Source organism: Vibrio cholerae ATCC 14035 (assembly GCF_000621645.1).
Lineage (GTDB): Bacteria > Pseudomonadota > Gammaproteobacteria > Enterobacterales > Vibrionaceae > Vibrio > Vibrio cholerae.
Window position 1 is genome coordinate 188,100 of sequence record NZ_JHXR01000001.1, and the last position, 20,511, is coordinate 208,610.

Here is a 20,511-nt window from a genome sequence, read left to right on the forward strand (position 1 = left end):
CTGAGGGTTCGTTACAAAATGACGGTCTTGTTGCCGTAGACAAACACATGATCATTCAGCACTTTGTTGAGAGCCTTACTGAGTACATTCTTCTCTACATCGCGCCCAGCTTGCGCCATATCTTGCGCGCTAAAGGTATGATCGACCGGAATCACGTCTTGCTTGATGATCGGCCCTTCATCGAGATCGTTCGTCACAAAATGCGCTGTTGCACCAATGATTTTTACACCGCGCTCATAGGCTTGCTGATACGGCTTCGCACCGATAAAAGCGGGCAAGAAACTGTGGTGGATATTGATGATTTTATGGTGAAAACGCTCCACAAACGCAGGTGTCAGCACACGCATATATTTGGCGAGAACCAGATAATCTGGCTGATATTGGTCAATCACATCTAACAGTGCTTGTTCGTGAGCTTCACGCGACAAACCTTCATGGGACACACAGTGGTAAGGAATATCAAAACGCTCAGTCAAACGTTGCAGTGTGTCATAGTTGCCGACTACCGCAGCAATATCCACATCCAGACTACCATCGTAGTTTTTCATCAAAATATCGCCTAAGCAGTGCGCTTCTTTAGTCACCAGAATGACGATGCGTTTGCGGCTCGAACTGATCAGTTTACGCCTAGTACCTTGAGGTAGAGCATGGTCGAGGTCGGCCAGCAGCGTTGCGTCATTGAAATAACCTTCCAATTCGGTACGCATGAAAAAATGACCGCTGGCATTATCCACGAATTCATTATTGTGGATGATGTTGAGTTGATGCTTGTAACAAATATTGGTGATCTTGGAGATCAGTCCCGGCGCATCAGGACAATGCGTCAGCAGGGTTTTTTTTTCCATTGATAACAACTTCCATGCAAAAATAAAAATCCCCTTTCTCTTTGAAATAACAAGGCTATTTTTTGCCATTTCAGCCAGTCTGGGTCTAGCGAATTTTTTCATTCTAAAAAACAAATCGGCGGCGGCTGAACGGTGAGCCAGCCCGCAAATACGCACCTATAATTAATCTATTATCAAGACAGATTCAATCGCTTTAGCCAAGTAATACTTAGGTTCATTGTGCATTGAGTAGGTAGTTTCTTATTGTTGAGAGTAGTAAGGGGTCGGATATGGATAAAGAACTTCTCGCACGTAAATTGTATGTCGAGCGGGTAGAGGCACTGCTCGGGGATCAGCCTATGGATGAGCATATTTTGGAAGAGATGTGGGAAAACCGCGCCTCCCCTTCTGAAGCAGCCAAAGCCATGACCATCACCCCGACATCGGGTTATGATGCTCCACCTTGGCTTGCCCGTTATCTCAATCGCAAGTAAATCTTTCTCTGCGGTGTGAATGAGATTGTCATTCGCACCGCTGCTGAAAACCTGCCATAATCGCGCCATTTCCGTTGCACAACGAACTGGCATGATTGAAAAAACCTTTTCCCAGCAAGGCGCTTTAGGCCAAGCCATTCCGGGCTTTCAACCCAGACAAGCACAAGTCGATATGGCGAAAGCGGTCGCCAGTGCTATCGCCAACCAATCTCAATTAGTGGTTGAAGCGGGTACCGGAACCGGCAAAACCTTCGCGTATTTAGTGCCTGCGCTGCTCAGTGGCAAAAAGGTGATCATCAGTACCGGTTCTAAAAACCTGCAAGAGCAGCTTTTCCATCGCGATTTGCCTTTAATGGTCAGTGCATTAGGCTTTTTCGGCCAAGTCGCTTTGCTCAAAGGGCGTGCAAACTATCTCTGTCTTGACCGCTTAAGTCGGCAAATGGTCGAAAGCCATACCCCCGAATCTGATCCCACGCTGCTCACTCAGCTGGTGAAAGTACGCAGCTGGGCATCCAGTACCCAGAGCGGCGATTTAGGTGAATGTGATGATTTGGCGGAAGATAGCCTGATTATTCCCACCATAACTTCGACCAATGACAACTGCTTGGGCAAAGAGTGCGCGAGCTACCAAGACTGCTTTGTTTCCAAAGCGCGTCGTCGCGCGATGGATGCCGATGTGGTCGTGGTGAACCATCACTTGTTTCTGGCCGATTTGGCGATCAAAGAGACGGGCTTTGGTGAGTTAATTCCGGAAGCCGAAGTGTTTATTTTCGATGAAGCGCACCAACTGCCGGACATCGCGAGCCAATATTTTGGTCAGTCGGTATCGAGCCGACAAGTGCAAGAGCTGGCGAAAGACATTGAACTCGGTTATCGCACCGAAGCGAAAGATATGCGCCAACTGCAAAAAGTGTCGGACAAACTGGTACAGGCGGCAATGGATTTACGCATTGTGCTTGGTGAGCCGGGCTATCGCGGTAACTGGCGTGAAGTGCTGAAAGTGCCGACCGTGGCAAGGGAAGTGGAACGGCTCAATGAAGCGCTGCAATTTGCGCTGGATGTGCTCAAGCTGGCTTTGGGGCGCAGTCAGCTTCTGGATACCGCGTTTGAACGTGCAACTTTGATCTTAGGCCGCATTCGCCGTGTGTGTGATGTTTCTGTCACTGGATATTCCTATTGGTATGACACCACGCCGCGCCATTTCAGTTTGCACATTACCCCACTGTCGGTAGCAGATAAATTTCGTGAACAGATTGCGCTAAAAGAGGGCGCGTGGATATTCACTTCCGCCACTTTAGCGGTCAACGAAGATTTCAGCCACTTTACTGAGCGGCTAGGGCTGACGCCGAGTGCGCAGTTTTCGCTGGTCAGCCCATTTGATTATCAGCAGCAAGCGGTCTTGTGCGTGCCGCGCTATTTACCCGAGCCGAACAGTCCCGGCCTTGCTGAGAAACTGGTACGCATGCTCGCGCCAGTGATCGAACATAACCAAGGGCGCTGTTTCTTTTTATGTACCTCGCACAGCATGATGCGCGATCTAGGCGAGCGTTTTCGTGAACGTTTGACCTTGCCAGTGTTGATGCAAGGAGAAACCAGTAAGCAGAAAACGTTGGCTGAATTTATGGAGCTGGGCAATGCCCTGTTGGTCGCAACTGGTGCTTTCTGGGAAGGGATCGACGTGCGAGGCGACACTTTAAGCTGTGTTATCATCGACAAATTGCCGTTTACCGCACCGGATGACCCGTTGCTCAAAGCGCGGATTGAAGATTGTCGTTTGCGCGGTGGCGATCCATTTGCGCAGGTGCAACTGCCCGAAGCGGTGATCACCTTAAAGCAAGGTGTGGGGCGGCTGATCCGCGATAAAAATGATAAAGGCGCGTTGATCATCTGTGACAATCGATTGGTCACGCGCGATTATGGTGGCGTGTTTCTCGCCAGTTTACCGCCAATCCCACGCACGCGGGATCTGGACGTCGTCACCACTTTTCTACAACAATTAGCTATAACTGAAATCAATCAGAGAGACTCATGAGCGTAAAAATTCTCGCCTTAGATACGGCCACCGAGCGCTGTTCCGTCGCGCTACTCGTCGGCAATACCGTTTATTCACGCAGTGAAATCGCCCCGCGTGATCACACCAAAAAAGTATTGCCTATGGTGGACGAAGTCTTAAAAGAAGCAGGCGTAACGCTACAAGAATTGGATGCTTTGGCTTTTGGCCGTGGCCCGGGAAGTTTTACTGGGGTACGGATTGGCATTGGAATTGCACAAGGTTTAGCCTTTGGGGCAGATCTGCCGATGATTGGCATTTCGACCTTAGCGGCGATGGCGCAAGCGGCGTATCGCTTGCAGGGGTTAACCCATGTTGCCAGCGCGATTGATGCGCGCATGGAAGAGGTGTATTGGGGGCGCTATGTGCGTCAAGAAGATGGCAGTTGGCAAGCCGCGGAAGCGGAGTGTGTGATTGCACCTGCGCTGTTAGCGCAGACCTTGACCCAAGATGATTTAACCCAAGATGAGCAGATTTGGGCGACCGCCGGAACGGGTTGGGATGCTTATCCCGCACTGGCGGATCTGCCGTTGCAACTGCAAACCAGCGAAGTGCTTTACCCTGATGCGCAAGATATGGCTTATTTGGCTCAGTTCGAATTAGCGCAAGGCAATCAAGTGAGTGTGGAGCAGGCAAGCCCTGTGTATCTGCGCGATACTGTGGCTTGGAAAAAACTGCCGGGTCGCGAGTAAGGCTAAAACCGTCAGGCAGAAGATGAGCGCTTACTCACTCGCAAACGAATAGGAACAGTATGGTTTCAATTAATGGATTACCTCCGGCGCGACTGCCTGGCACCAATAAAACCTCGAAAACGGGGAAAAAGGGCGAGGTCAGTCAGAGCGAGAGTGGCAAAAGCGTTTCATCGACCAGCAAAGTCGCGACAGCGGTAGCGGAATCGATCCGTCAGGTCAATGAGTCGGACATCCATCGCGCGCAAGTGCAGTACGATTTGCCTGAAGGGCGGGGTCGTAAAGCGATGGAAGAGTACCTGAATGTGATGAATCAAGCGCGCAAAGAGGAACTTGCGCAGTTGCTTGGGGTCGATATCTACATCTAAAACTGAGGTGAATTCGATGAAGATGACTGTGCTGAAATTACTCATACCTACCATGGCTCTGCTGCTGTCTGCTTGTGCGAGCTTGCCACCTGAGTTGGGCAATCCCGATGATAAAAGCGTTGTGACTCAATATTCGGCTTGGCTTGAGCGCGATCCAGCTACGCAATCACCCGTTCGAATGGGCGGCGTTGTTGCCAACATCAGCAACCAAAAAGATCGCACCCGCGTTGAGCTGGTCAACTTACCGATTGATAGCGCAGGGCGTCCCAACATCCATCAAGAGCCGCAAGGTCGCTTTGTCGCTTACGTGCCGGGATTCCTAGATCCAATCACTTATGGGGAAGGTCGCTTGCTCACGCTTTATGGTACGACAGCGCCATCTGAACAAGGCAAAGTGGGTGACTATGAACATACTTATCCGGTGATGAATGCGCAAGGTTACCATTTGTGGCGAGTGGAAGAGCGAGTCGAAGTCGATGATATTGGGCCTTACATGTTCCCTTGTCGCGGTTTCTACTGTTGGCCAAGGACGATGCCTGAGCGGGACGGTAAGATCATTCAAGAAGTTAAATGAACTCTATTTCAACCACTTATCTGCTCGAACAAGGCCAATTAGCGGCCATTGAAGTGGGCAATGCAAAAATGGCCGAAGTCTCGGTCATTTTTATTCACGGCTGGCTGGATAACGCGGCGAGTTTCTTGTCACTGATGCCTGCGTTACATGCGTTGGATCCTAGGCTGCATCTGTGCGCGGTTGATCTGCCCGGTCACGGTTTCTCTAGCCACAAAGCGGGTTACTCTGCATTTCACGACTATATCGATGATCTCGATCAGCTGTTGCTCAACTTATCGCCAAACAAACCAGTGCTAGTGGGGCATTCGCTTGGTGCTTTAATCGCAAGTTGTTATAGTGCCGCCTTTCCCGAGCAAGTCAGCGGTTTAGTGCAGATAGAAGGCTTCGGACCACTCTCTGAACCTGCCACGCACAGTGTCACGCGTTTGCGGCAAGGGATACGCTCGCGCCATGCGTTACGCAACGCAAAACCTCGTGGGTATGCCAGCTTTGAACATGCACTGCGTCACCGTGCTTTGGCCAATCAGTTACCGGCTGAATTGCTGCGTCCGTTGGTCGAACGTGGCACTTATCAGCATGACGAGCAGTGGTTCTGGCGGCATGATCTTAAGCTCAAAGCGGACTCTTTATATCGCATGACGCCGGAACACGCCGCGCAGGTGCGCGAATCAATCCGTTGTCCGCAGCAGGTGATTTTGGGCTCGCAGGGGTTTGCCACACTCAAGCAACAAGCACAAAACCCAGAGTTTGCGACCATCCCCATAGCAACGGTGGCGGGCGGGCATCACTGCCATTTAGAGCAACCTCAAGCGGTCGCTGAATTGATTTTTGGCTTAGTTAACAAAATTTAAACAAGTGTTTGAGAGTTACGTGCTCAAGCACCTCGGCTGTGCTGTAATAGCGGTCAGCATTTGCATGACTACTGCATGATGACAACAACAAGAATAGCGCCAGCCAATAACGAGGAGTATTACCGTGGATAAACCTTGGCTTTCACGTTATCCGAAAGACGTACCGGAAACCATTAATCCTGATCAGTACCCATCACTGGTCGAAATGTTTGAACAATCGGTACATAAGTACGCGGATCAGCCAGCCTTCATGAACATGGGCGCGGTGATGACATTCCGTAAGCTGGAAGAGCGCAGCCGCGCCTTTGCGGCTTATTTACAAAACGATCTCAAGCTGAAAAAAGGTGACCGTGTCGCTCTGATGATGCCGAACTTGCTGCAATACCCTGTGGCGCTGTTTGGTGTTCTGCGTGCTGGCATGATCGCAGTGAACGTCAACCCACTTTACACTCCGCGAGAGCTGGAGCATCAATTAAATGATGCGGATGCGCGCGCGATTGTGATCGTCTCAAACTTTGCTAACACCTTAGAGCAGATCGTTGCCAATACACAGGTCAAGCATGTGGTGCTGACCAGTCTTGGACAGATGCTGCCACGCGCCAAAGGCACAATTGTCGATTTCGTGGTGAAATACGTCAAAGGCATGGTACCTAAGTACGATCTACCGGGCGCGATTTCGATGCGTAAAGCGCTGCACAAAGGCCGCCGTCTGCAATACGTGAAGCCGTTTATGTCCGGTGAAGACATTGCCTTCCTGCAATACACTGGCGGTACAACCGGTGTGGCGAAAGGCGCCATTCTGACGCACCGCAACATGGTCGCAAACGTGCTGCAAGCCAAAGGCGCTTACGGCCCTGTGCTGCAAGAGGGTCGCGAGCTGGTGGTCACCGCACTGCCGCTGTACCACGTGTTTGCCTTAACCGTAAACTGCTTGCTGTTTATTGAAATGGGTGGCCGCAACTTATTGATCACTAACCCGCGTGATATACCGGGCTTTGTGAAAGAGCTGCAAAAGTACCCATTTACAGCCATTACCGGTGTAAACACCCTGTTTAATGCGCTGGTGAATAACGAAGATTTCCACGAGCTCGACTTCAAAAATATGAAGCTAGCAGTTGGTGGTGGTATGGCGGTACAACGCGCTGTTGCCGAGCGTTGGAAAAAGACTACCGGTGTCCATTTGCTCGAAGGCTATGGTTTGACCGAGTGTTCGCCACTGGTGACCGGCAACCCATACGATTTGACGGATTACACGGGTGCGATTGGTTTACCAGTACCGTCAACCGAAGTGCGGATTGTGGATGATGCGGGTAATGTGGTGCCTAACGATCAAGTTGGTGAGCTGCAAGTGCGTGGTCCACAAGTCATGCAAGGTTACTGGCAGCGTCCTGAAGCGACCAAAGAAGTGCTCAATGCTGAGGGATGGCTTTCAACTGGCGATATTGTGAAATTCGATGATCAAGGTTTGATCCACATTGTTGATCGTAAGAAAGACATGATTCTGGTTTCAGGCTTTAACGTTTATCCGAATGAAATCGAAGATGTGGTGGCGCTGCACGGCAAAGTGCTAGAAGTCGCAGCGATTGGTCAGGCTAACGATGTTTCTGGCGAATTGGTGAAGATTTATGTGGTGAAGCGCGACCCAAGCTTGACCAAAGACGAAGTGATTGCTCACTGTCGTAAGCATCTGACTGGCTACAAAGTGCCAAAACTGGTTGAATTTCGTGACGACCTGCCAAAAACCAACGTGGGCAAAATCCTGCGTCGTGTGCTGCGTGAAGAAAATGACGCACAGTTGGCAGCAAAGGCGAAGCAAAGCGCATAAGCTGTACCCAGCTGCGAGTGTTTTTTAATGTTAGAATGCCGGCCTTAGCTGCCGGCATTTTCTTTCAAAAGAAGTCTCTCTTCTTTTGAGCAACAACTGCGAGTTATCTGTGAATTATCAAATTATTAGCCAAGTAGGCGATCTACAACGAGTCTGTCTTGCTGCCCGTGATGCGGATGTGGTGATGCTGGATACCGAATTTGTCCGTACCCGCACCTTCTTTCCGCAACTGGGGTTGATCCAGATGTTTGATGGGGAAAACCTATCGCTGATTGATCCCACCGTGCTGGATGAAATGACGCCGTTTGTCGAGTTATTGCAAGACACTTCGGTATTGAAAGTGCTGCACGCCTGTGGCGAAGATTTGGAAGTGTTCCAGAATGCGTTTGGCTGCACGCCTTTCCCTATGGTGGATACTCAGATTATGGCCGCGTTTTTGGGCTACGGTTTATCCACTGGGTTTGCGGCGTTAGTGCAAGACCAACTGCAAGTTGAGCTAGACAAAAGCGAATCGCGCACCGATTGGTTAGCGCGCCCTCTAAGTGACAAGCAACTGGAATATGCCGCGGCCGATGTGTTCTATCTGCTACCGATGTACGAAAAACTGGTCGAGCAAGTGACCCAAGCCGGCTGGTGGGACGCGGCATTGCAAGAAAGTGAACTGCAAGTGGCCAAGCGCACTAAAGTCAGCAACCCAGAGCTCGCTTACTTAGACATCAAAGGGGCTTGGCAGCTTAAACCTAAAGAGCTGGCGATCCTCAAACCCCTAGCAACATGGCGTTACCATGAAGCGGTAAATCGAGATTTGGCGCTGAACTTCGTGATTAAAGAAACGGACTTACTGACCATTTCGCGTTTGGCACTTCGTAGTCCGAAACGCATGGAAGAGGAGGGGGTTGATCCGCACGCAATCCGTCGTCACAGCAGCAAAATTATCGCTATGGTGAAAACGGCGCTAGAAACGCCAGCCGATGCGTATCCACCAGAAATCGTGCCGATCATGGAATACCCAGGTTATAAGCAGTTGTTCAAACGTTTGAAAGATGAAGTAAAGAGCGTTTCGAACACCAGTGGCCTTGCGACCGAATTTTTGGCGTCGAAAAAACAGCTTAACCAACTGCTGAGTTGGGTATGGAAGCGCGACCGCGACCCAGCCCGCTTGCCTGATTTAATGCAAGGGTGGCGTTTACCATTACTTGGCGAGAAGCTCAATACGCTCGTCTTGAAATAATCTCCTTCCGACTTGGATCTGCAGCGCCAAGTCGTTTCAGGATAGGTGTTTTATTCACGCATTTTTCTGTCAGTAAAATTCCATGAACAGTAGGCACTATCGCATTTCTCGGAGTGCCTACTCGCATCGCGCAGCATCGTGCGATAATGCGCCTTCATCGACTCTTCTAATCTAGGCAAGAAGAGCAAGGAAAATCATCAATAAGGATTGTTATGTCTGCGACACATTACCTCAATCAACTTAACCACCGTTATCTGAACATCCATCGTGTCAAAGAAGATTTCTTCTGGGATACCTACATGGGGCTGAGTTATGATCATGTGGGTTCCGCGCAAGCACAAACCGAGTGGACTCAGTTTCTGAGCAATGGTGCGCGGATTGAGGAAATTCGCCAGCAAATCGAATTGGCAGAACAGATCACCGATAGCGAAGAAAAAGCGCAAACCTTAACGGGCTTACAAGGCTGGCTCGCGATGTTTGAAAGTCATGCGCTGGAATCAGAGCAAGCGCAGTCACTCAAAGCCGGATTAATCCAATTTGAGGCCGATCTGTTTGAGAAAAAACAGAAGCATGTGCTGACTTATACCAACGAACAGGGCGAAGCGGTAGAAGCCTCGATTGTCACTTTAGGTTCCACGGTGCGTACTCATGATCAAGAAGCAGTACGTCGCAGCGCCCATCAGGCTTTCTTAGGCTTAGAACAGTGGTTATTACAAAATGGATTGTTAGAGCTGGTGAAGCGTCGTAACCATTTTGCGCGCAGCTTAGGTTATAAAACCTTTTTTGATTACTCGGTTGCCAAAAAAGAGAAGATGACCACTGAGCAACTGTTCACCATTTTGGATGATTTTGAACAGCGCACGCGTGATCGTCACTTCACTAGCTTAGCGGAACTTGCACAAAGTAAAGGTGAGCAAGCGCTGCAAGGACATAACTTCATCTATTCGTTTGCGGGCGATGTGATGCGTGAGCTGGACCCTTACGTGCCATTTTCACAATCGCTGCGTCGTTGGGTGGAGTCTTTTGGTCGCCTCAATATTGAATTTAGTGGCGCTGAGCTGACCCTTGATTTGCTGGATCGTAAAGGTAAATATCCAAACGGTTTCTGCCATGGGCCAATTCCGGCGTTTTACGACCAAGGTCAGTGGGTCGCGGCGAAAGTTAATTTCACCAGTAATGCTAAGCCAGATCAGGTAGGCAGTGGTTACGATGGCATCAACACCTTGTTCCATGAAGGTGGGCACGCGGCGCACTTTGCGAATGTGAAGATGAACGCGCCGTGTTTTTCACAAGAATTTGCACCCACTTCGATGGCGTACGCTGAAACGCAATCCATGTTTTGCGATAGTCTATTGATGGATGCTGACTGGTTGAAAACCTATGCCAAAGATGTACAAGGTAACCCAGTGCCAGATGAGCTCATCAAAGCCATGGTATTTAGCCGCCAACCGTTTAAAGCTTACGAAGAGCGCAGTATTTTGCTCGTGCCGTATTTTGAGCGAGCACTGTATGAACAGAGCGAGGAAGAGCTGACTGCAGAGCGCGTCACTGAACTGGCCAGAGCCACTGAAAAGCGGATTATCGGCCTTGAATGCAGTCCGCGTCCGCTGATGGCGATCCCGCATCTGTTATCCGATGAATCGGCGTGTGCTTATCACGGTTACTTGTTGGCGCACATGGCGGTGTACCAAACTCGCGCTTATTTCCTTGGGCAGTTTGGTTATTTCACCGATAACCCAGCGATTGGGCCACTACTGGCGAAGCATTATTGGCAGCAAGGCAATGCACTTTCTCACAATGACACTATTGTGAACCTCACTGGTGAAGGCTTTAATGCTCGCTATCTTGCCGATGCCTGTAACTTAACTCCGGATGAAGCATGGCAAAAGCAGCAGCACAAAATGGCGCAATTGGCGACGCGTGAGCAAACCAAACCCGCTTCATTAAATGCGCAGATTCGAGTGATTGATGGTGCCACTGAGCTGGCTTCTAACCGTGATTCGGATGAAGAGATGTGCCGCCAATTTGAGGCGTACATTGCCAAACATTACGGTTGCTAATTAGGCTGTTAATGAAACACACGTACTGAAAAATAAAAAGGCTGAACGCATAGCGTTCGGCCTTTTTTATCCTGTTTATTGCGATAGTTTACGCTGCAAGAAGCAATGCCCAGCAGCAAGCAACAAACCGCCGACTAAACCGGCCAAATGGGCTTCCGTCGCTACTCGTGCGCCAATCAGCTCTGCGGTGCTAGCGGATGCGCCAAACCACTGCTCCCATGCGACTTTTCCGATAACGCCAAGCACTAACAGCCAACTGCTGCGTCGTCCATTCAGTGCTTCATTCAGCGCGTAGTAAGCAAACAGACCATGCAAGGTGCCGGAGAGCCCAACATAAGACTGCATGTCGGAGGCGAGAATCATCACTCCCACCGCAAGGCTGATCAGTAGCAGAGGGATCAGAAGCTGACGAGCCGTGGGTTTAAACACAAAGCTGATGATCCATAATGCGGCAAGGTTCATCGCCCAGTGGGCAAAGTTGGTGTGTGCGAAGTTTCCTGTTAGGATGCGCCACCATTGACCTTGTTCTATGGCGCTGAAGTGCCACAGAGTCAGCTCATGCAGTGGTGGCCACTGCAGACTTAAACTCAACAGGCTTATTGCCAATAACAGCAGGTAAAGATTCACGTCATGTCCCGTTATTGTTCCGAGTGTGGTAAAGCGCGTAAAGCGTGCTTGTGTCCGTCCATTGTCGCGCTGGAAAGTGCGGTTGAGCTTATCATTCTTCAGCACCCAACGGAACAAAAGCGCCCACTCGGTACCGCGCGCATTCTCAGCTTGTCATTGGCCAATTGTCGGCTATTGGTGGGCGAAGATTTTCGTGAGCATGACGAGTTAAACCAACTGCTGGCAGAGCCGGATGTGGACTACTATGTGCTTTATCCGAATGAACACGCGCAAGAGTGCACAAAGATAAGCCTCACGACAGCGCGCAAAACGCGGGTGATTTTGCTCGATGGGACGTGGAAAAAAGCCTACAAGATGTGGCAAATCAACACTCAACTGCATGACTTACCGAGCCTACATTTGCCGGACGAGTGTGTTGGGCATTACCGAATTCGTAAAGCGCCGGATGATACCGCGCTCTCCACAGTGGAGGCGGGTTATCATCTGCTCCAGCAGTGGCAACCTGAGCGTGACTTCTCGCCACTGCTCAAGGTGTTTGATGCCATGATTCAATATCAGATCGATCAGATGCCGGAAGGCGTTTTCGAGCGAAATTACCGTCAGTAATGACTCTGCGCTGAGAAGAGCTGCTGATGCAGTCGCTGCGCGTAAGCATCGGTCATCGCGGCAATGTAATCGCAGATCACGCGCATGCCTTCGTCTTGTTCTTGGGCTTTACGCCACTTTTCGCCGGTGGCTTGTGGCAGTAGACGTTCTGGGTCAGCACTTAACGCTTCAAACAAATCCATGATCAGTTGCTGGCCTTTGTATTCAAAGCGCTGTACCTGCGGAATTTGAATCACGTATTGGCTCACAAAGTGTTTGAGCACTTCAAGCGCATTGCCCATGTGCGGCTCGATATAAGCATTGAACGCCAACAGTTCATTATGAAATGGCGCTTCAACTGGCTTCACGCTGATACTGGTTAAAAGGGCATTTACAATGCCGCCAATCGCATCTTTGCGCACATAGTGTTTACCAGAAAACAGCATCTCACTGAGCTCGGCAATATGTTCTTCAAACCAAGGATCGCCGCACTCGGCAAGCTGCGCCGCTGCGGCTTCTTGCCACTGCGCGCGGGTTACCATACCCAGCACAATCGCATCTTCCAGATCATGCACGCCGTAAGCGATGTCATCCGCCAGTTCCATGATCGAGCAATCGAGCGATTTAAAGCGAGTTTTACGGTGCTCTTTGGGGGAGCTTGGTTCTGCGCGCATTTGTCCCAACAATTCACGATCACTTTCACACAGCGGCTCCAGCACCCAGTCCAAGCTCGCGAGATCACAATCGTAGATGCCTTTTGCAGGCGACCAATCTTTAGCTTTCAGTTGGCGTTGGTGGGCGACCGCTGGCGGTGGTATTGCAGCGCGCGTGGCACTCAGCAGCGCAGGGTATTTCAAAAGCCCGAGTAGCGTGCGGCGCGACAGGTTCATGCCGTGATGCTCAGTGTAAGGCTCTAAGCTGGTGACGATCCGAAAAGTCTGCGCATTGCCTTCAAAGCCACCGTGATCGCGCATCATATAATTGAGCGCAATTTCACCGCCATGCCCGTAAGGGGGATGACCAATATCGTGCGCAAGGCAGAGTGAATCAATTAGGCTATCAGAAGGTAATAGCTCACGAAACTCCGGTTGTTTGAGTTTAATTTGCGCGACGATGCCGGTACCGATTTGCGCTGCTTCCAGTGAATGGGTGAGGCGAGTGCGATGAAAGTCATTCAAGCTTGTTCCGTGGACTTGGGTTTTGGCTTGCAAGCGCCGAAAAGCCGCCGAATGGAGGATACGCGCGCGATCGCGCTGAAATGGGCTGCGATGATCGTTGCGGCGAATTTTGTGCTCATCGTTGTTACGAGCTAACCACTCAGGGTTTAGGGATACTTGCATCGCGTTACTCCTTGCACAGTTTTGTTTTAACTTACAATGTCTTAAGTTATAGCGACTTAGCTGATTTCGTCCAGTGTTAATTCAAAACTCGGGGCAAAGGTTTGTAGAAAATACGCCATCTCCTCACTGTGCCGTTCACGCAACGTCACATCGAGGCGTTTTTTCGCTTGAGCGTATTCGTGGTTACCTGCGCTGAGCTCTTCCAAACATTTCAAATACGCGCAAATCGCATCGGCTTGCTTAACGATGGCGCTTTCATCGGGATCGGCCGTATTGGAGATAAGAAACGGGCGAAAATCGTCGCGCAGTTCTTCTGGGAGCATATCCAATAAACGCCGCTCGGCCGCCGCTTCGATTTTTTTGTACTCTTTAGCGATCTCGGGATTGAAATACTTGATGGGCGTTGGCAAATCACCGGTCAGCACTTCACTGGTATCGTGATACATGGCAAGCAGCGCAATGCGCTCAGGGTTGAGCGTTCCACCAAATTTTTTGTTTTTGATCACCGCCAGTGCATGAGCGACAAAGGCGACTTGCAGGCTGTGCTCAGAAATATTTTCACTGGAGATGGAACGCATTAATGGCCAGCGCTGAATCAGTTTCATGCGCGCGAGGTGGGCGAAAAAATGGCTCTCTTGCATAGCACTCTCACTTCCTTGCTGATGGATTGGCTTTTCAACGGCCGATGACGCTGAAAAGAAGATAAAAAAACAGGCTCTCTTCAGTGTACCGAAAGAGAGCCTGCTTCGCCTACCCACGACAGCAAGTCATTTTGCGACTTGCTGCCAATCTATTATTGGCTGTAAGTCGTGATAAAGCGTTCAAAGCGACTGATGGCGATTTCCAGATCTTCCACATGAGGCAGAGTCACAATGCGGAAGTGATCCGGTTTTGGCCAGTTAAAGCCGCTGCCTTGTACTAGCAGCACTTTTTCTTGCACTAGGAAATCAAGCACCATTTTCTGGTCATCTTTGATCGGATACATTTTGGTATCAATTTTCGGGAACAGGTACATCGCGCCTTTTGGCTTCACGCAAGAAATCCCCGGGATCTGGTTAATCAGCTCCCATGCGCGATCACGCTGTTCCAGCAGTCGGCCGCCCGGCAAAATCAGCTCATTGATACTTTGATAGCCGCCGAGTGCGGTTTGAATGGCATGTTGCATTGGCACGTTGGCACACAAGCGCATCGAGGCCAGCATATCGAGCCCTGCAATATAGCCTTGTGCTTGCTGTTTGGGGCCAGTCAGGAACATCCAGCCACCACGGAAACCACAAACACGGTAAGCTTTGGATAAGCCGTTGAAGGTGACGACTAATACATCATCCGCTAAGGTGGCGATTGAGGTATGCACCGCGCCGTCGTACAGCACTTTGTCGTAAATCTCATCGGCGAAAATCATCAGCTTGTGCTTGCGAGCAATCTCGATGATTTCCAGCAAGAAATCACGACTGTAAACCGCACCGGTTGGGTTATTGGGGTTGATCAGCACAATGCCACGGGTTTTCGGGGTGATTTTGCTGCGAATATCGTCGAGGTCAGGATACCAATCGGCTTCTTCATCACAGATGTAGTGCACGGCTTTGCCGCCAGAAAGTGCTACCGCGGCTGTCCACAGTGGGTAATCAGGGGCAGGTACCAGCATTTCATCGCCATTGTTGAGCAGGGCTTGCATCGCCATCACGATAAGCTCTGATGCACCGTTGCCGATGTACACATCTTCGACGTCCAGACTGCGGATACCTTTTTTCTGGTAGTACTGCACCACCGCTTTACGAGCGGAATAAATGCCTTTCGAGTCACAGTAACCTTGTGAAGTAGGTAGGTTACGGATCACATCGACTAGGATCTCGTCTGGGGCGTCGAAACCAAACGGGGCAGGGTTACCGATGTTAAGCTTCAGTATTTTATGCCCTTCTTCTTCCATGCGTTTAGCATGTTTAAGCACTGGTCCTCGAATGTCATAGCAGACATTATCGAGTTTTGACGACATCCCGATATTTTGCATTGTAATATTCCTGAAAATAATCTGTTTTCTTGATCAAACTACACTAACTTGCCATTTTTTAGAATAAAAATCTAAGACAACCTGGTTTTAAAATCAGAAGACATGTTGCCTCGATCACTTGCCGAAGTAAAAGATACCCCATAACCTTGATTTCATAAGGCTCTCTCAATAGAGTAGCCGCAGTTTACCGAATCTCTCCCCGTACGAGGTCGCTTTGTTGCATTTTTATCAGGCCGTTGCTCAATTGATGGAGCACATCCGTGGCGCGAAGGCTCATGATGTTCGTTTTACTCAGCCGTTGGCCGATAAGCCTCCCTTTGCGCTGATTGACTGGCTTGATGCCCAACCGATTTTCCCCAAATTTTACTGGCAATCGCGTGATACTCGTGAAGAAGTGGTCGCGCTCGGTCAGGTGTACACGTTTACCGATCCTGCTCCGGCGTATGCGATTTTAGGCGATGAGCAGCGAGTATGGGGTGGACGCTCCTTTGATGGGCATACCGCCAAAAATCCGCGTTGTATGTCTTCCTTCTTCTTTCTACCACAGATTGAACTGATTCGACGGGATGAACAGTGGTTACTCGCGGTCAATATCAACAATGAGCCGCAGCGCACGCTGACCGCACTGCAAAAACTGCTGGTGGAAGTGCCCACTTTGCGTTCGATGACAGCGCACGTCACTCGTGTCGAACACACGCCAACGGCGGCTAACTGGCATGATTTGGTGGAAAAAGTGCTGGCGGGGATCACCGAAAAACAGTTTAAAAAAGTGGTGTTAGCGCGTAAAACAACGCTGACATTGGATGCACCGCTCAGTGCGGCGCAACTGCTCAAAGCTAGCCATGCCCAAAATCACCACAGCTTTCACTTTCTTTTGGCTCTCGATTCTCGCCACAGCTTTATGGGGTCAACCCCAGAGCGGCTCTACCTACGCCATGGGCAGAATCTGGAAACCGAAGCTTTAGCGGGCACGATTGGTCGGGGAGCTAATGCGACGCAAGATATGGAACTGGCTCACTGGCTGACGCATGACAGTAAAAACCTCAATGAAAATCAGTTGGTGGTAGAGGACATCATCGAAAGCCTCGCGCCGCACGCCGAGCAGATCCATACCCAGCGAGAAGCGCAGCTGGTGCGATTGCGTAAAGTGCAGCATCTGAAAAAACGCATTGATGCGCAGCTTAAATCTGGGGTCAATGGCGTGCAGTTACTGGGCGTATTACAACCTACCGCCGCGGTTGCGGGTTTACCTCGTCAAGCGGCACTGGCTTTCATCGCGGAAAATGAGCCTTTTGCACGCGGCTGGTACGCAGGCTCCATGGGTTACTTTAGCCATGCGCAAGCCGAGTTTTGTGTGGCGATCCGCAGTGCTTTAGTGGTGGATAAACAAGTTCAGCTCTATGCAGGCGCTGGCATTGTGCCGGGCTCGATTGCTGAGCATGAATGGCAGGAGCTGGATAAAAAGCTCTCTACCTTATTGAGCTTGATAACCGACCGCTTACCGCTGGGAGTGGCATCATGAACCGCGATCAAGCTTTATTGAACCGTCTTTGGTCGCGAGTGTTACTCGAAGAGTTAAGCCGTTTGGGAGTGACACAAGTGTGTGTGGCTCCGGGCTCTCGTTCAACCCCGTTGACGCTTGAGGCTAATGCGAATACGGCTTTCACGTTACATACTCACTATGACGAGCGCGGCTTAGGGTTTATGGCGCTTGGTTTAGCGAAAGCTAGCCAACAGCCTGTCGCGGTGATTGTAACCTCGGGCACTGCAGTGGCGAACTTATTACCAGCCATTGCTGAATCCAAACTCACCGGTGAACGTTTAGTGGTACTCACGGCGGATCGTCCGCTTGAGCTAGTGGGGTGTGGTGCCAATCAAGCCATTGTGCAATCGGGGATTTTTTCATCTCATGTCACGGCATCGCTGGAGCTGCCTAGTCCTGCCATCCATCATCCACTTTCTTGGCTACTCACGTCGATTGATGAAGTGATGGCGCGTCAAGCCCTACTCGGTGGCAGTGTACACATCAATTGCCCATTTCCTGAGCCCTTGTATTCGGCTGGGGATGAGGCGATTTATCAACCCTATTTACAACCTGTTCAGCGTTGGCGTGAGCAAGCTCGGCCTTATACCCAAGTTCATCAAGGATTAGTGCAGAGTGTTCCCGCTGCAATCGATGGCTTGCTGACTAAAGGGGTGGTGATAGTTGGCTCGCTGAGCTTGCAAGAGGCTCAAGCGGCAAAGCGTTTTGCCAAAGCGATGGGCTGGCCGTTACTGTGCGATCCACAATCGGGCATCAGTAGCCAATGGGCACATTTTGATCTCTGGCTGCAGCATCCCAAAGCACGTGAACAGCTCAATCAAGCTCAATGTGTGGTGCAATTTGGTTCGCGGATTGTCTCCAAACGTCTGTTGCAGTGGTTAGAAGCGTGGTGCGCCACGGGTCTTGGCGAGTATCATTACATTGCGCCGCACAGCGCACGCAATAACCCTTGGCACGCCATGCAGCAGCAGTGGGTGTGTGAGATTAGCCACTGGGTAGACGCTGTGCTCAGCAAACGCTTAGCGGGTCAACATACCCAGCAAGGTTGGGCCGATGAGTTAACCCATTATGCGCAGTCGGTTCGCCAACTGGCGCAACTGCATTTCTCCTCTTCTTCCCTGAGTGAAGTCGCACTGGCGCTAGATTTGACGGAGCGCGCTACGCAAGCGGATCTGTTTTTGGGCAACAGCCTGATTGTGCGTTTGGTGGATATATTCAGCGCGCTTGATGGGCGTGAAGTGTTCTCCAATCGTGGCGCATCTGGCATTGATGGCTTAGTCGCCACAGCGTCAGGGGTGCAACGTGCGCGGCAAAAGCCATTACTGATGCTGCTGGGAGATACCTCGCTACTGTACGATCTCAACTCGCTCGCGTTGATGCGCAATCCTGCGCAGCCGACCGTGATAGTCGTGACCAATAACGACGGCGGAGCGATTTTCGATCTCCTGCCTGTGCCGAGTGAGCAGCGCGAAGCGCTCTATCAAATGCCGCATGGAATGGACTTTGCTCACGCCGCATCACAATTTGGTTTAGCGTATTGTGCGGCGCAAACCTTAGAGCACTACCAAACCTTGGTGGAAGAGCATTTTGCACACGGTGCAGGTACTTTGCTTATCGAGGTGAAAACCCCGCCGCAGCAAGCTTCCATGCACATCAAACAACTGACATCGCAACTCCATGCTCTCTAACCAACTGCACTTTGCCAAGCCTACTGCGCGAACACCCTTGGTGGTGTTGGTGCACGGTTTGCTTGGCAGTGGTGCGGATTGGCAACCGGTTCTCTCTCATTTAGCGCGCACTCAGTGCGCAGCATTGACGCTGGATCTTCCCGGCCACGGCACAAATCCAGAACGGCATTGTGATAATTTTGCCGAAGCGGTCGAAATGATCGAGCAAACCGTACAAGCCCATGTTACTTCTGAGGTGCCAGTCATTTTGGTTGGCTATTCGCTCGGCGGGCGATTAATCATGCATGGATTAGCGCAGGGGGCTTTTTCGCGTCTTAATCTGCGAGGGGCGATCATCGAAGGTGGTCACTTCGGGCTGCAAGAGAATGAGGAAAAAGCAGCGCGTTGGCAACATGATCAGCAGTGGGCGCAGCGCTTTAGTCAGCAACCGATTGAGCATGTGTTGAGCGATTGGTATCAACAAGCGGTATTTAGTTCACTAAATCATGAGCAAAGACAAACTTTGATTGCGCAACGTAGTGCTAATCTTGGTTCATCAGTAGCACATATGTTACTGGCAACAAGTCTGGCTAAGCAGCCCTATTTATTGCCAGCGCTGCAGGCTCTTAAGCTCCCCATCCATTACGTGTGTGGTGAGCAAGACAGTAAATTTCAGCAACTCGCCGAGAGTAGCGGGTTAAGTTACAGTCAGGTTGCGCAGGCGGGACACAATGTCCACCACGAACAGCCGCAAGCGTTTGCCAAGATTGTACAAGCGATGATCCACTCAATAATCGATTGAGTGATAACGACAATGGGAACCACCATGGCTAAAACTACAGGCATTTCTGAGCAAGAACTCTACGCACCAGTGATTTGGCAAGACTGCACCGGTGACTATCAAGATATCCACTACCACAAATCCGACGATGGGATTGCCAAAATCACCATCGCCAGACCACAAGTACGCAATGCGTTTCGTCCATTGACCGTCAAAGAGATGATCCATGCACTGGCGGATGCGCGTTATGACGACAAAGTGGGTGTGATTATCCTGACCGGTTTAGGTGAAGATGCCTTCTGCTCCGGTGGCGATCAGAAAATTCGTGGTGACTACGGCGGTTACCGCGATGATTCCGGTACTCACCACCTGAACGTGCTCGATTTCCAACGCCAGATCCGTACTTGTCCAAAGCCAGTGATTGCGGCTGTGGCTGGTTGGGCGGTGGGCGGCGGTCATGTACTGCACATGATGTGTGACCTGACCATCGCAGCAGAAAATGCACAATTTGGTCAAACGGGCCCGAAAGTCGGCTCATTCGATGGCGGCTGGGGAGCTTCTTACATGGCGCGTATTGTCGGCCAGAAGAAAGCGCGCGAAATTTGGTTCCTATGCCGCTTCTACAATGCCCAAGAAGCCTTGGACATGGGGCTGGTGAACACGGTTGTGCCAGTGGAAGAGCTGGAAAGAGAAACCGTGCGCTGGTGTCGTGAAGTGCTGCAACACAGCCCAATGGCGATTCGCTGCTTGAAAGCGGCACTGAATGCGGACTGTGATGGTCAAGCAGGACTGCAAGAGCTGGCTGGCAACGCGACCATGCTGTTCTACATGACTGAAGAAGGTCAGGAAGGCCGTAACGCGTTTAATGAAAAACGCCGCCCGGACTTCAACAAGTTCCCGCGTAACCCATAATTCTTCTCAGAGCGGCGTCCTGCCGCTCTTTCTCTTTGAGCATAAACCCCGTTTATGTGGATGTATTGGATATAGGAAGAGA

The 20,511-nt window shown here is 50.7% G+C and carries 19 protein-coding genes; 14 read left to right on the forward strand and 5 right to left on the reverse strand.

Translation table 11 applies throughout. The annotated features are described in order from the left end of the window. Positions 1-11: 11 nt before the first annotated feature. On the reverse strand, positions 12-845 hold the full coding sequence (gene purU / locus T411_RS0100985; protein WP_000412706.1) for a formyltetrahydrofolate deformylase: 834 nt from the start codon (positions 843-845) through the stop codon (positions 12-14). A 269-nt stretch (positions 846-1,114) separates the two neighbouring features. On the opposite strand from purU, the gene T411_RS1000000120965 reads away from it, so the two are divergent. The 9 genes from T411_RS1000000120965 (at position 1,115) to T411_RS0101030 (ending at position 10,966) form a co-directional block, all read left to right on the forward strand. Next, positions 1,115-1,318 (forward strand): hypothetical protein, encoded by a 204-nt coding sequence (locus T411_RS1000000120965; RefSeq protein ID WP_000356701.1) that lies wholly within the window; start codon positions 1,115-1,117, stop codon positions 1,316-1,318. A gap of 91 nt (positions 1,319-1,409) precedes the next feature. Continuing rightward, on the forward strand, positions 1,410-3,350 hold the full coding sequence (gene yoaA / locus T411_RS0100995; RefSeq protein WP_001893775.1) for a DNA repair helicase YoaA: 1,941 nt from the start codon (positions 1,410-1,412) through the stop codon (positions 3,348-3,350). Beyond that, positions 3,347-4,060: a tRNA (adenosine(37)-N6)-threonylcarbamoyltransferase complex dimerization subunit type 1 TsaB gene (tsaB, locus tag T411_RS0101000; RefSeq protein ID WP_000111655.1), complete on the forward strand. Its 714-nt coding sequence runs from the start codon at positions 3,347-3,349 to the stop codon at positions 4,058-4,060. Before yoaA ends, tsaB begins: the two co-directional genes overlap by 4 nt. A 59-nt stretch (positions 4,061-4,119) precedes the next feature. After that, positions 4,120-4,425, forward strand: coding sequence for a hypothetical protein (locus T411_RS0101005; RefSeq protein ID WP_000253641.1), 306 nt, complete (start codon positions 4,120-4,122; stop codon positions 4,423-4,425). Positions 4,426-4,441: 16 nt separating this feature from the next. Further along, positions 4,442-4,999, forward strand: coding sequence for a Slp family lipoprotein (locus T411_RS0101010; protein WP_000784639.1), 558 nt, complete (start codon positions 4,442-4,444; stop codon positions 4,997-4,999). Then, positions 4,996-5,850, forward strand: a complete 855-nt coding sequence (locus T411_RS0101015) for an alpha/beta fold hydrolase (protein ID WP_001084849.1) — start codon at positions 4,996-4,998, stop codon at positions 5,848-5,850. Before T411_RS0101010 ends, T411_RS0101015 begins: the two co-directional genes overlap by 4 nt. Positions 5,851-5,974: 124 nt before the next feature. Further along, entirely contained in the window at positions 5,975-7,675 is a 1,701-nt protein-coding gene (gene fadD, locus T411_RS0101020) for a long-chain-fatty-acid--CoA ligase FadD (protein WP_000360594.1), read from the forward strand. Between the two features lie 109 nt (positions 7,676-7,784). Beyond that, complete coding sequence (rnd, locus tag T411_RS0101025) at positions 7,785-8,906, forward strand: ribonuclease D (protein ID WP_001911432.1); 1,122 nt, start codon at positions 7,785-7,787, stop codon at positions 8,904-8,906. A gap of 212 nt (positions 8,907-9,118) precedes the next feature. Next, on the forward strand, positions 9,119-10,966 hold the full coding sequence (locus T411_RS0101030) for a M3 family metallopeptidase (RefSeq protein WP_001276873.1): 1,848 nt from the start codon (positions 9,119-9,121) through the stop codon (positions 10,964-10,966). 75 nt (positions 10,967-11,041) lie between these two features. Here the strand turns inward: T411_RS0101030 and rrtA are convergent, their stop codons facing one another. Beyond that, the gene (gene rrtA, locus T411_RS0101035; protein WP_001055412.1) at positions 11,042-11,593 is read right to left on the reverse strand and encodes a rhombosortase; all 552 of its coding nucleotides are present in this window, start codon (positions 11,591-11,593) and stop codon (positions 11,042-11,044) included. A gap of 3 nt (positions 11,594-11,596) precedes the next feature. Here rrtA and T411_RS0101040 point away from each other — a divergent pair, with 3 nt between their 5' ends. After that, on the forward strand, positions 11,597-12,199 hold the full coding sequence (locus tag T411_RS0101040) for a tRNA-uridine aminocarboxypropyltransferase (RefSeq protein WP_000092435.1): 603 nt from the start codon (positions 11,597-11,599) through the stop codon (positions 12,197-12,199). Here the strand turns inward: T411_RS0101040 and T411_RS0101045 are convergent. The 3 genes from T411_RS0101045 to T411_RS0101055 all read right to left on the reverse strand — a co-directional run bounded on the left by T411_RS0101045 (position 12,193) and on the right by T411_RS0101055 (position 15,526). Beyond that, positions 12,193-13,518 carry an anti-phage deoxyguanosine triphosphatase gene (locus T411_RS0101045; RefSeq protein ID WP_001198176.1) on the reverse strand — a complete coding sequence of 442 codons (1,326 nt, stop codon included), beginning with the start codon at positions 13,516-13,518 and terminating at the stop codon, positions 12,193-12,195. The two genes, T411_RS0101040 and T411_RS0101045, sit on opposite strands and share 7 nt — an antisense overlap. Before the next feature lie 56 nt (positions 13,519-13,574). Continuing rightward, positions 13,575-14,159, reverse strand: a complete 585-nt coding sequence (gene yfbR, locus T411_RS0101050; RefSeq protein WP_001158196.1) for a 5'-deoxynucleotidase — start codon at positions 14,157-14,159, stop codon at positions 13,575-13,577. A gap of 152 nt (positions 14,160-14,311) precedes the next feature. Beyond that, positions 14,312-15,526: a pyridoxal phosphate-dependent aminotransferase gene (locus T411_RS0101055; RefSeq protein ID WP_001179458.1), complete on the reverse strand. Its 1,215-nt coding sequence runs from the start codon at positions 15,524-15,526 to the stop codon at positions 14,312-14,314. A gap of 214 nt (positions 15,527-15,740) precedes the next feature. Between T411_RS0101055 and T411_RS0101060 the strand changes: the two genes are divergently transcribed. The 4 genes from T411_RS0101060 to menB are packed head-to-tail and all read left to right on the forward strand — an operon-like array spanning position 15,741 to position 20,429. Then, positions 15,741-17,048 (forward strand): isochorismate synthase, encoded by a 1,308-nt coding sequence (locus T411_RS0101060; protein WP_000902260.1) that lies wholly within the window; start codon positions 15,741-15,743, stop codon positions 17,046-17,048. Further along, on the forward strand, positions 17,045-18,757 hold the full coding sequence (gene menD / locus T411_RS0101065) for a 2-succinyl-5-enolpyruvyl-6-hydroxy-3-cyclohexene-1-carboxylic-acid synthase (protein ID WP_001078087.1): 1,713 nt from the start codon (positions 17,045-17,047) through the stop codon (positions 18,755-18,757). Before T411_RS0101060 ends, menD begins: the two co-directional genes overlap by 4 nt. After that, a complete protein-coding gene (gene menH / locus T411_RS0101070; protein WP_000950604.1) occupies positions 18,747-19,538 on the forward strand; it encodes a 2-succinyl-6-hydroxy-2,4-cyclohexadiene-1-carboxylate synthase in 792 nt (263 codons plus the stop codon). The genes menD and menH overlap by 11 nt, the downstream gene beginning before the upstream one ends. A gap of 24 nt (positions 19,539-19,562) precedes the next feature. Next, complete coding sequence (menB, locus tag T411_RS0101075; protein WP_001918720.1) at positions 19,563-20,429, forward strand: 1,4-dihydroxy-2-naphthoyl-CoA synthase; 867 nt, start codon at positions 19,563-19,565, stop codon at positions 20,427-20,429. Positions 20,430-20,511 lie beyond the last annotated feature (82 nt).

Bases quoted from the DNA above. Each gene is read 5' to 3' on its own strand.
- yfbR (WP_001158196.1), bottom strand. From the start codon at position 14,159: ATGCAAGAGAGCCATTTTTTCGCCCACCTCGCGCGCATGAAACTGATT.
- menB (WP_001918720.1), top strand. From the start codon at position 19,563: ATGGCTAAAACTACAGGCATTTCTGAGCAAGAACTCTACGCACCAGTG.
- T411_RS0101040 (WP_000092435.1), top strand. From the start codon at position 11,597: ATGTCCCGTTATTGTTCCGAGTGTGGTAAAGCGCGTAAAGCGTGCTTG.
- T411_RS1000000120965 (WP_000356701.1), top strand. From the start codon at position 1,115: ATGGATAAAGAACTTCTCGCACGTAAATTGTATGTCGAGCGGGTAGAG.
- menD (WP_001078087.1), top strand. From the start codon at position 17,045: ATGAACCGCGATCAAGCTTTATTGAACCGTCTTTGGTCGCGAGTGTTA.
- T411_RS0101030 (WP_001276873.1), top strand. From the start codon at position 9,119: ATGTCTGCGACACATTACCTCAATCAACTTAACCACCGTTATCTGAAC.
- T411_RS0101005 (WP_000253641.1), top strand. From the start codon at position 4,120: ATGGTTTCAATTAATGGATTACCTCCGGCGCGACTGCCTGGCACCAAT.
- purU (WP_000412706.1), bottom strand. From the start codon at position 845: ATGGAAAAAAAAACCCTGCTGACGCATTGTCCTGATGCGCCGGGACTG.
- T411_RS0101010 (WP_000784639.1), top strand. From the start codon at position 4,442: ATGAAGATGACTGTGCTGAAATTACTCATACCTACCATGGCTCTGCTG.
- T411_RS0101055 (WP_001179458.1), bottom strand. From the start codon at position 15,526: ATGCAAAATATCGGGATGTCGTCAAAACTCGATAATGTCTGCTATGAC.
- T411_RS0101045 (WP_001198176.1), bottom strand. From the start codon at position 13,518: ATGCAAGTATCCCTAAACCCTGAGTGGTTAGCTCGTAACAACGATGAG.
- yoaA (WP_001893775.1), top strand. From the start codon at position 1,410: ATGATTGAAAAAACCTTTTCCCAGCAAGGCGCTTTAGGCCAAGCCATT.
- menH (WP_000950604.1), top strand. From the start codon at position 18,747: ATGCTCTCTAACCAACTGCACTTTGCCAAGCCTACTGCGCGAACACCC.
- T411_RS0101015 (WP_001084849.1), top strand. From the start codon at position 4,996: ATGAACTCTATTTCAACCACTTATCTGCTCGAACAAGGCCAATTAGCG.
- tsaB (WP_000111655.1), top strand. From the start codon at position 3,347: ATGAGCGTAAAAATTCTCGCCTTAGATACGGCCACCGAGCGCTGTTCC.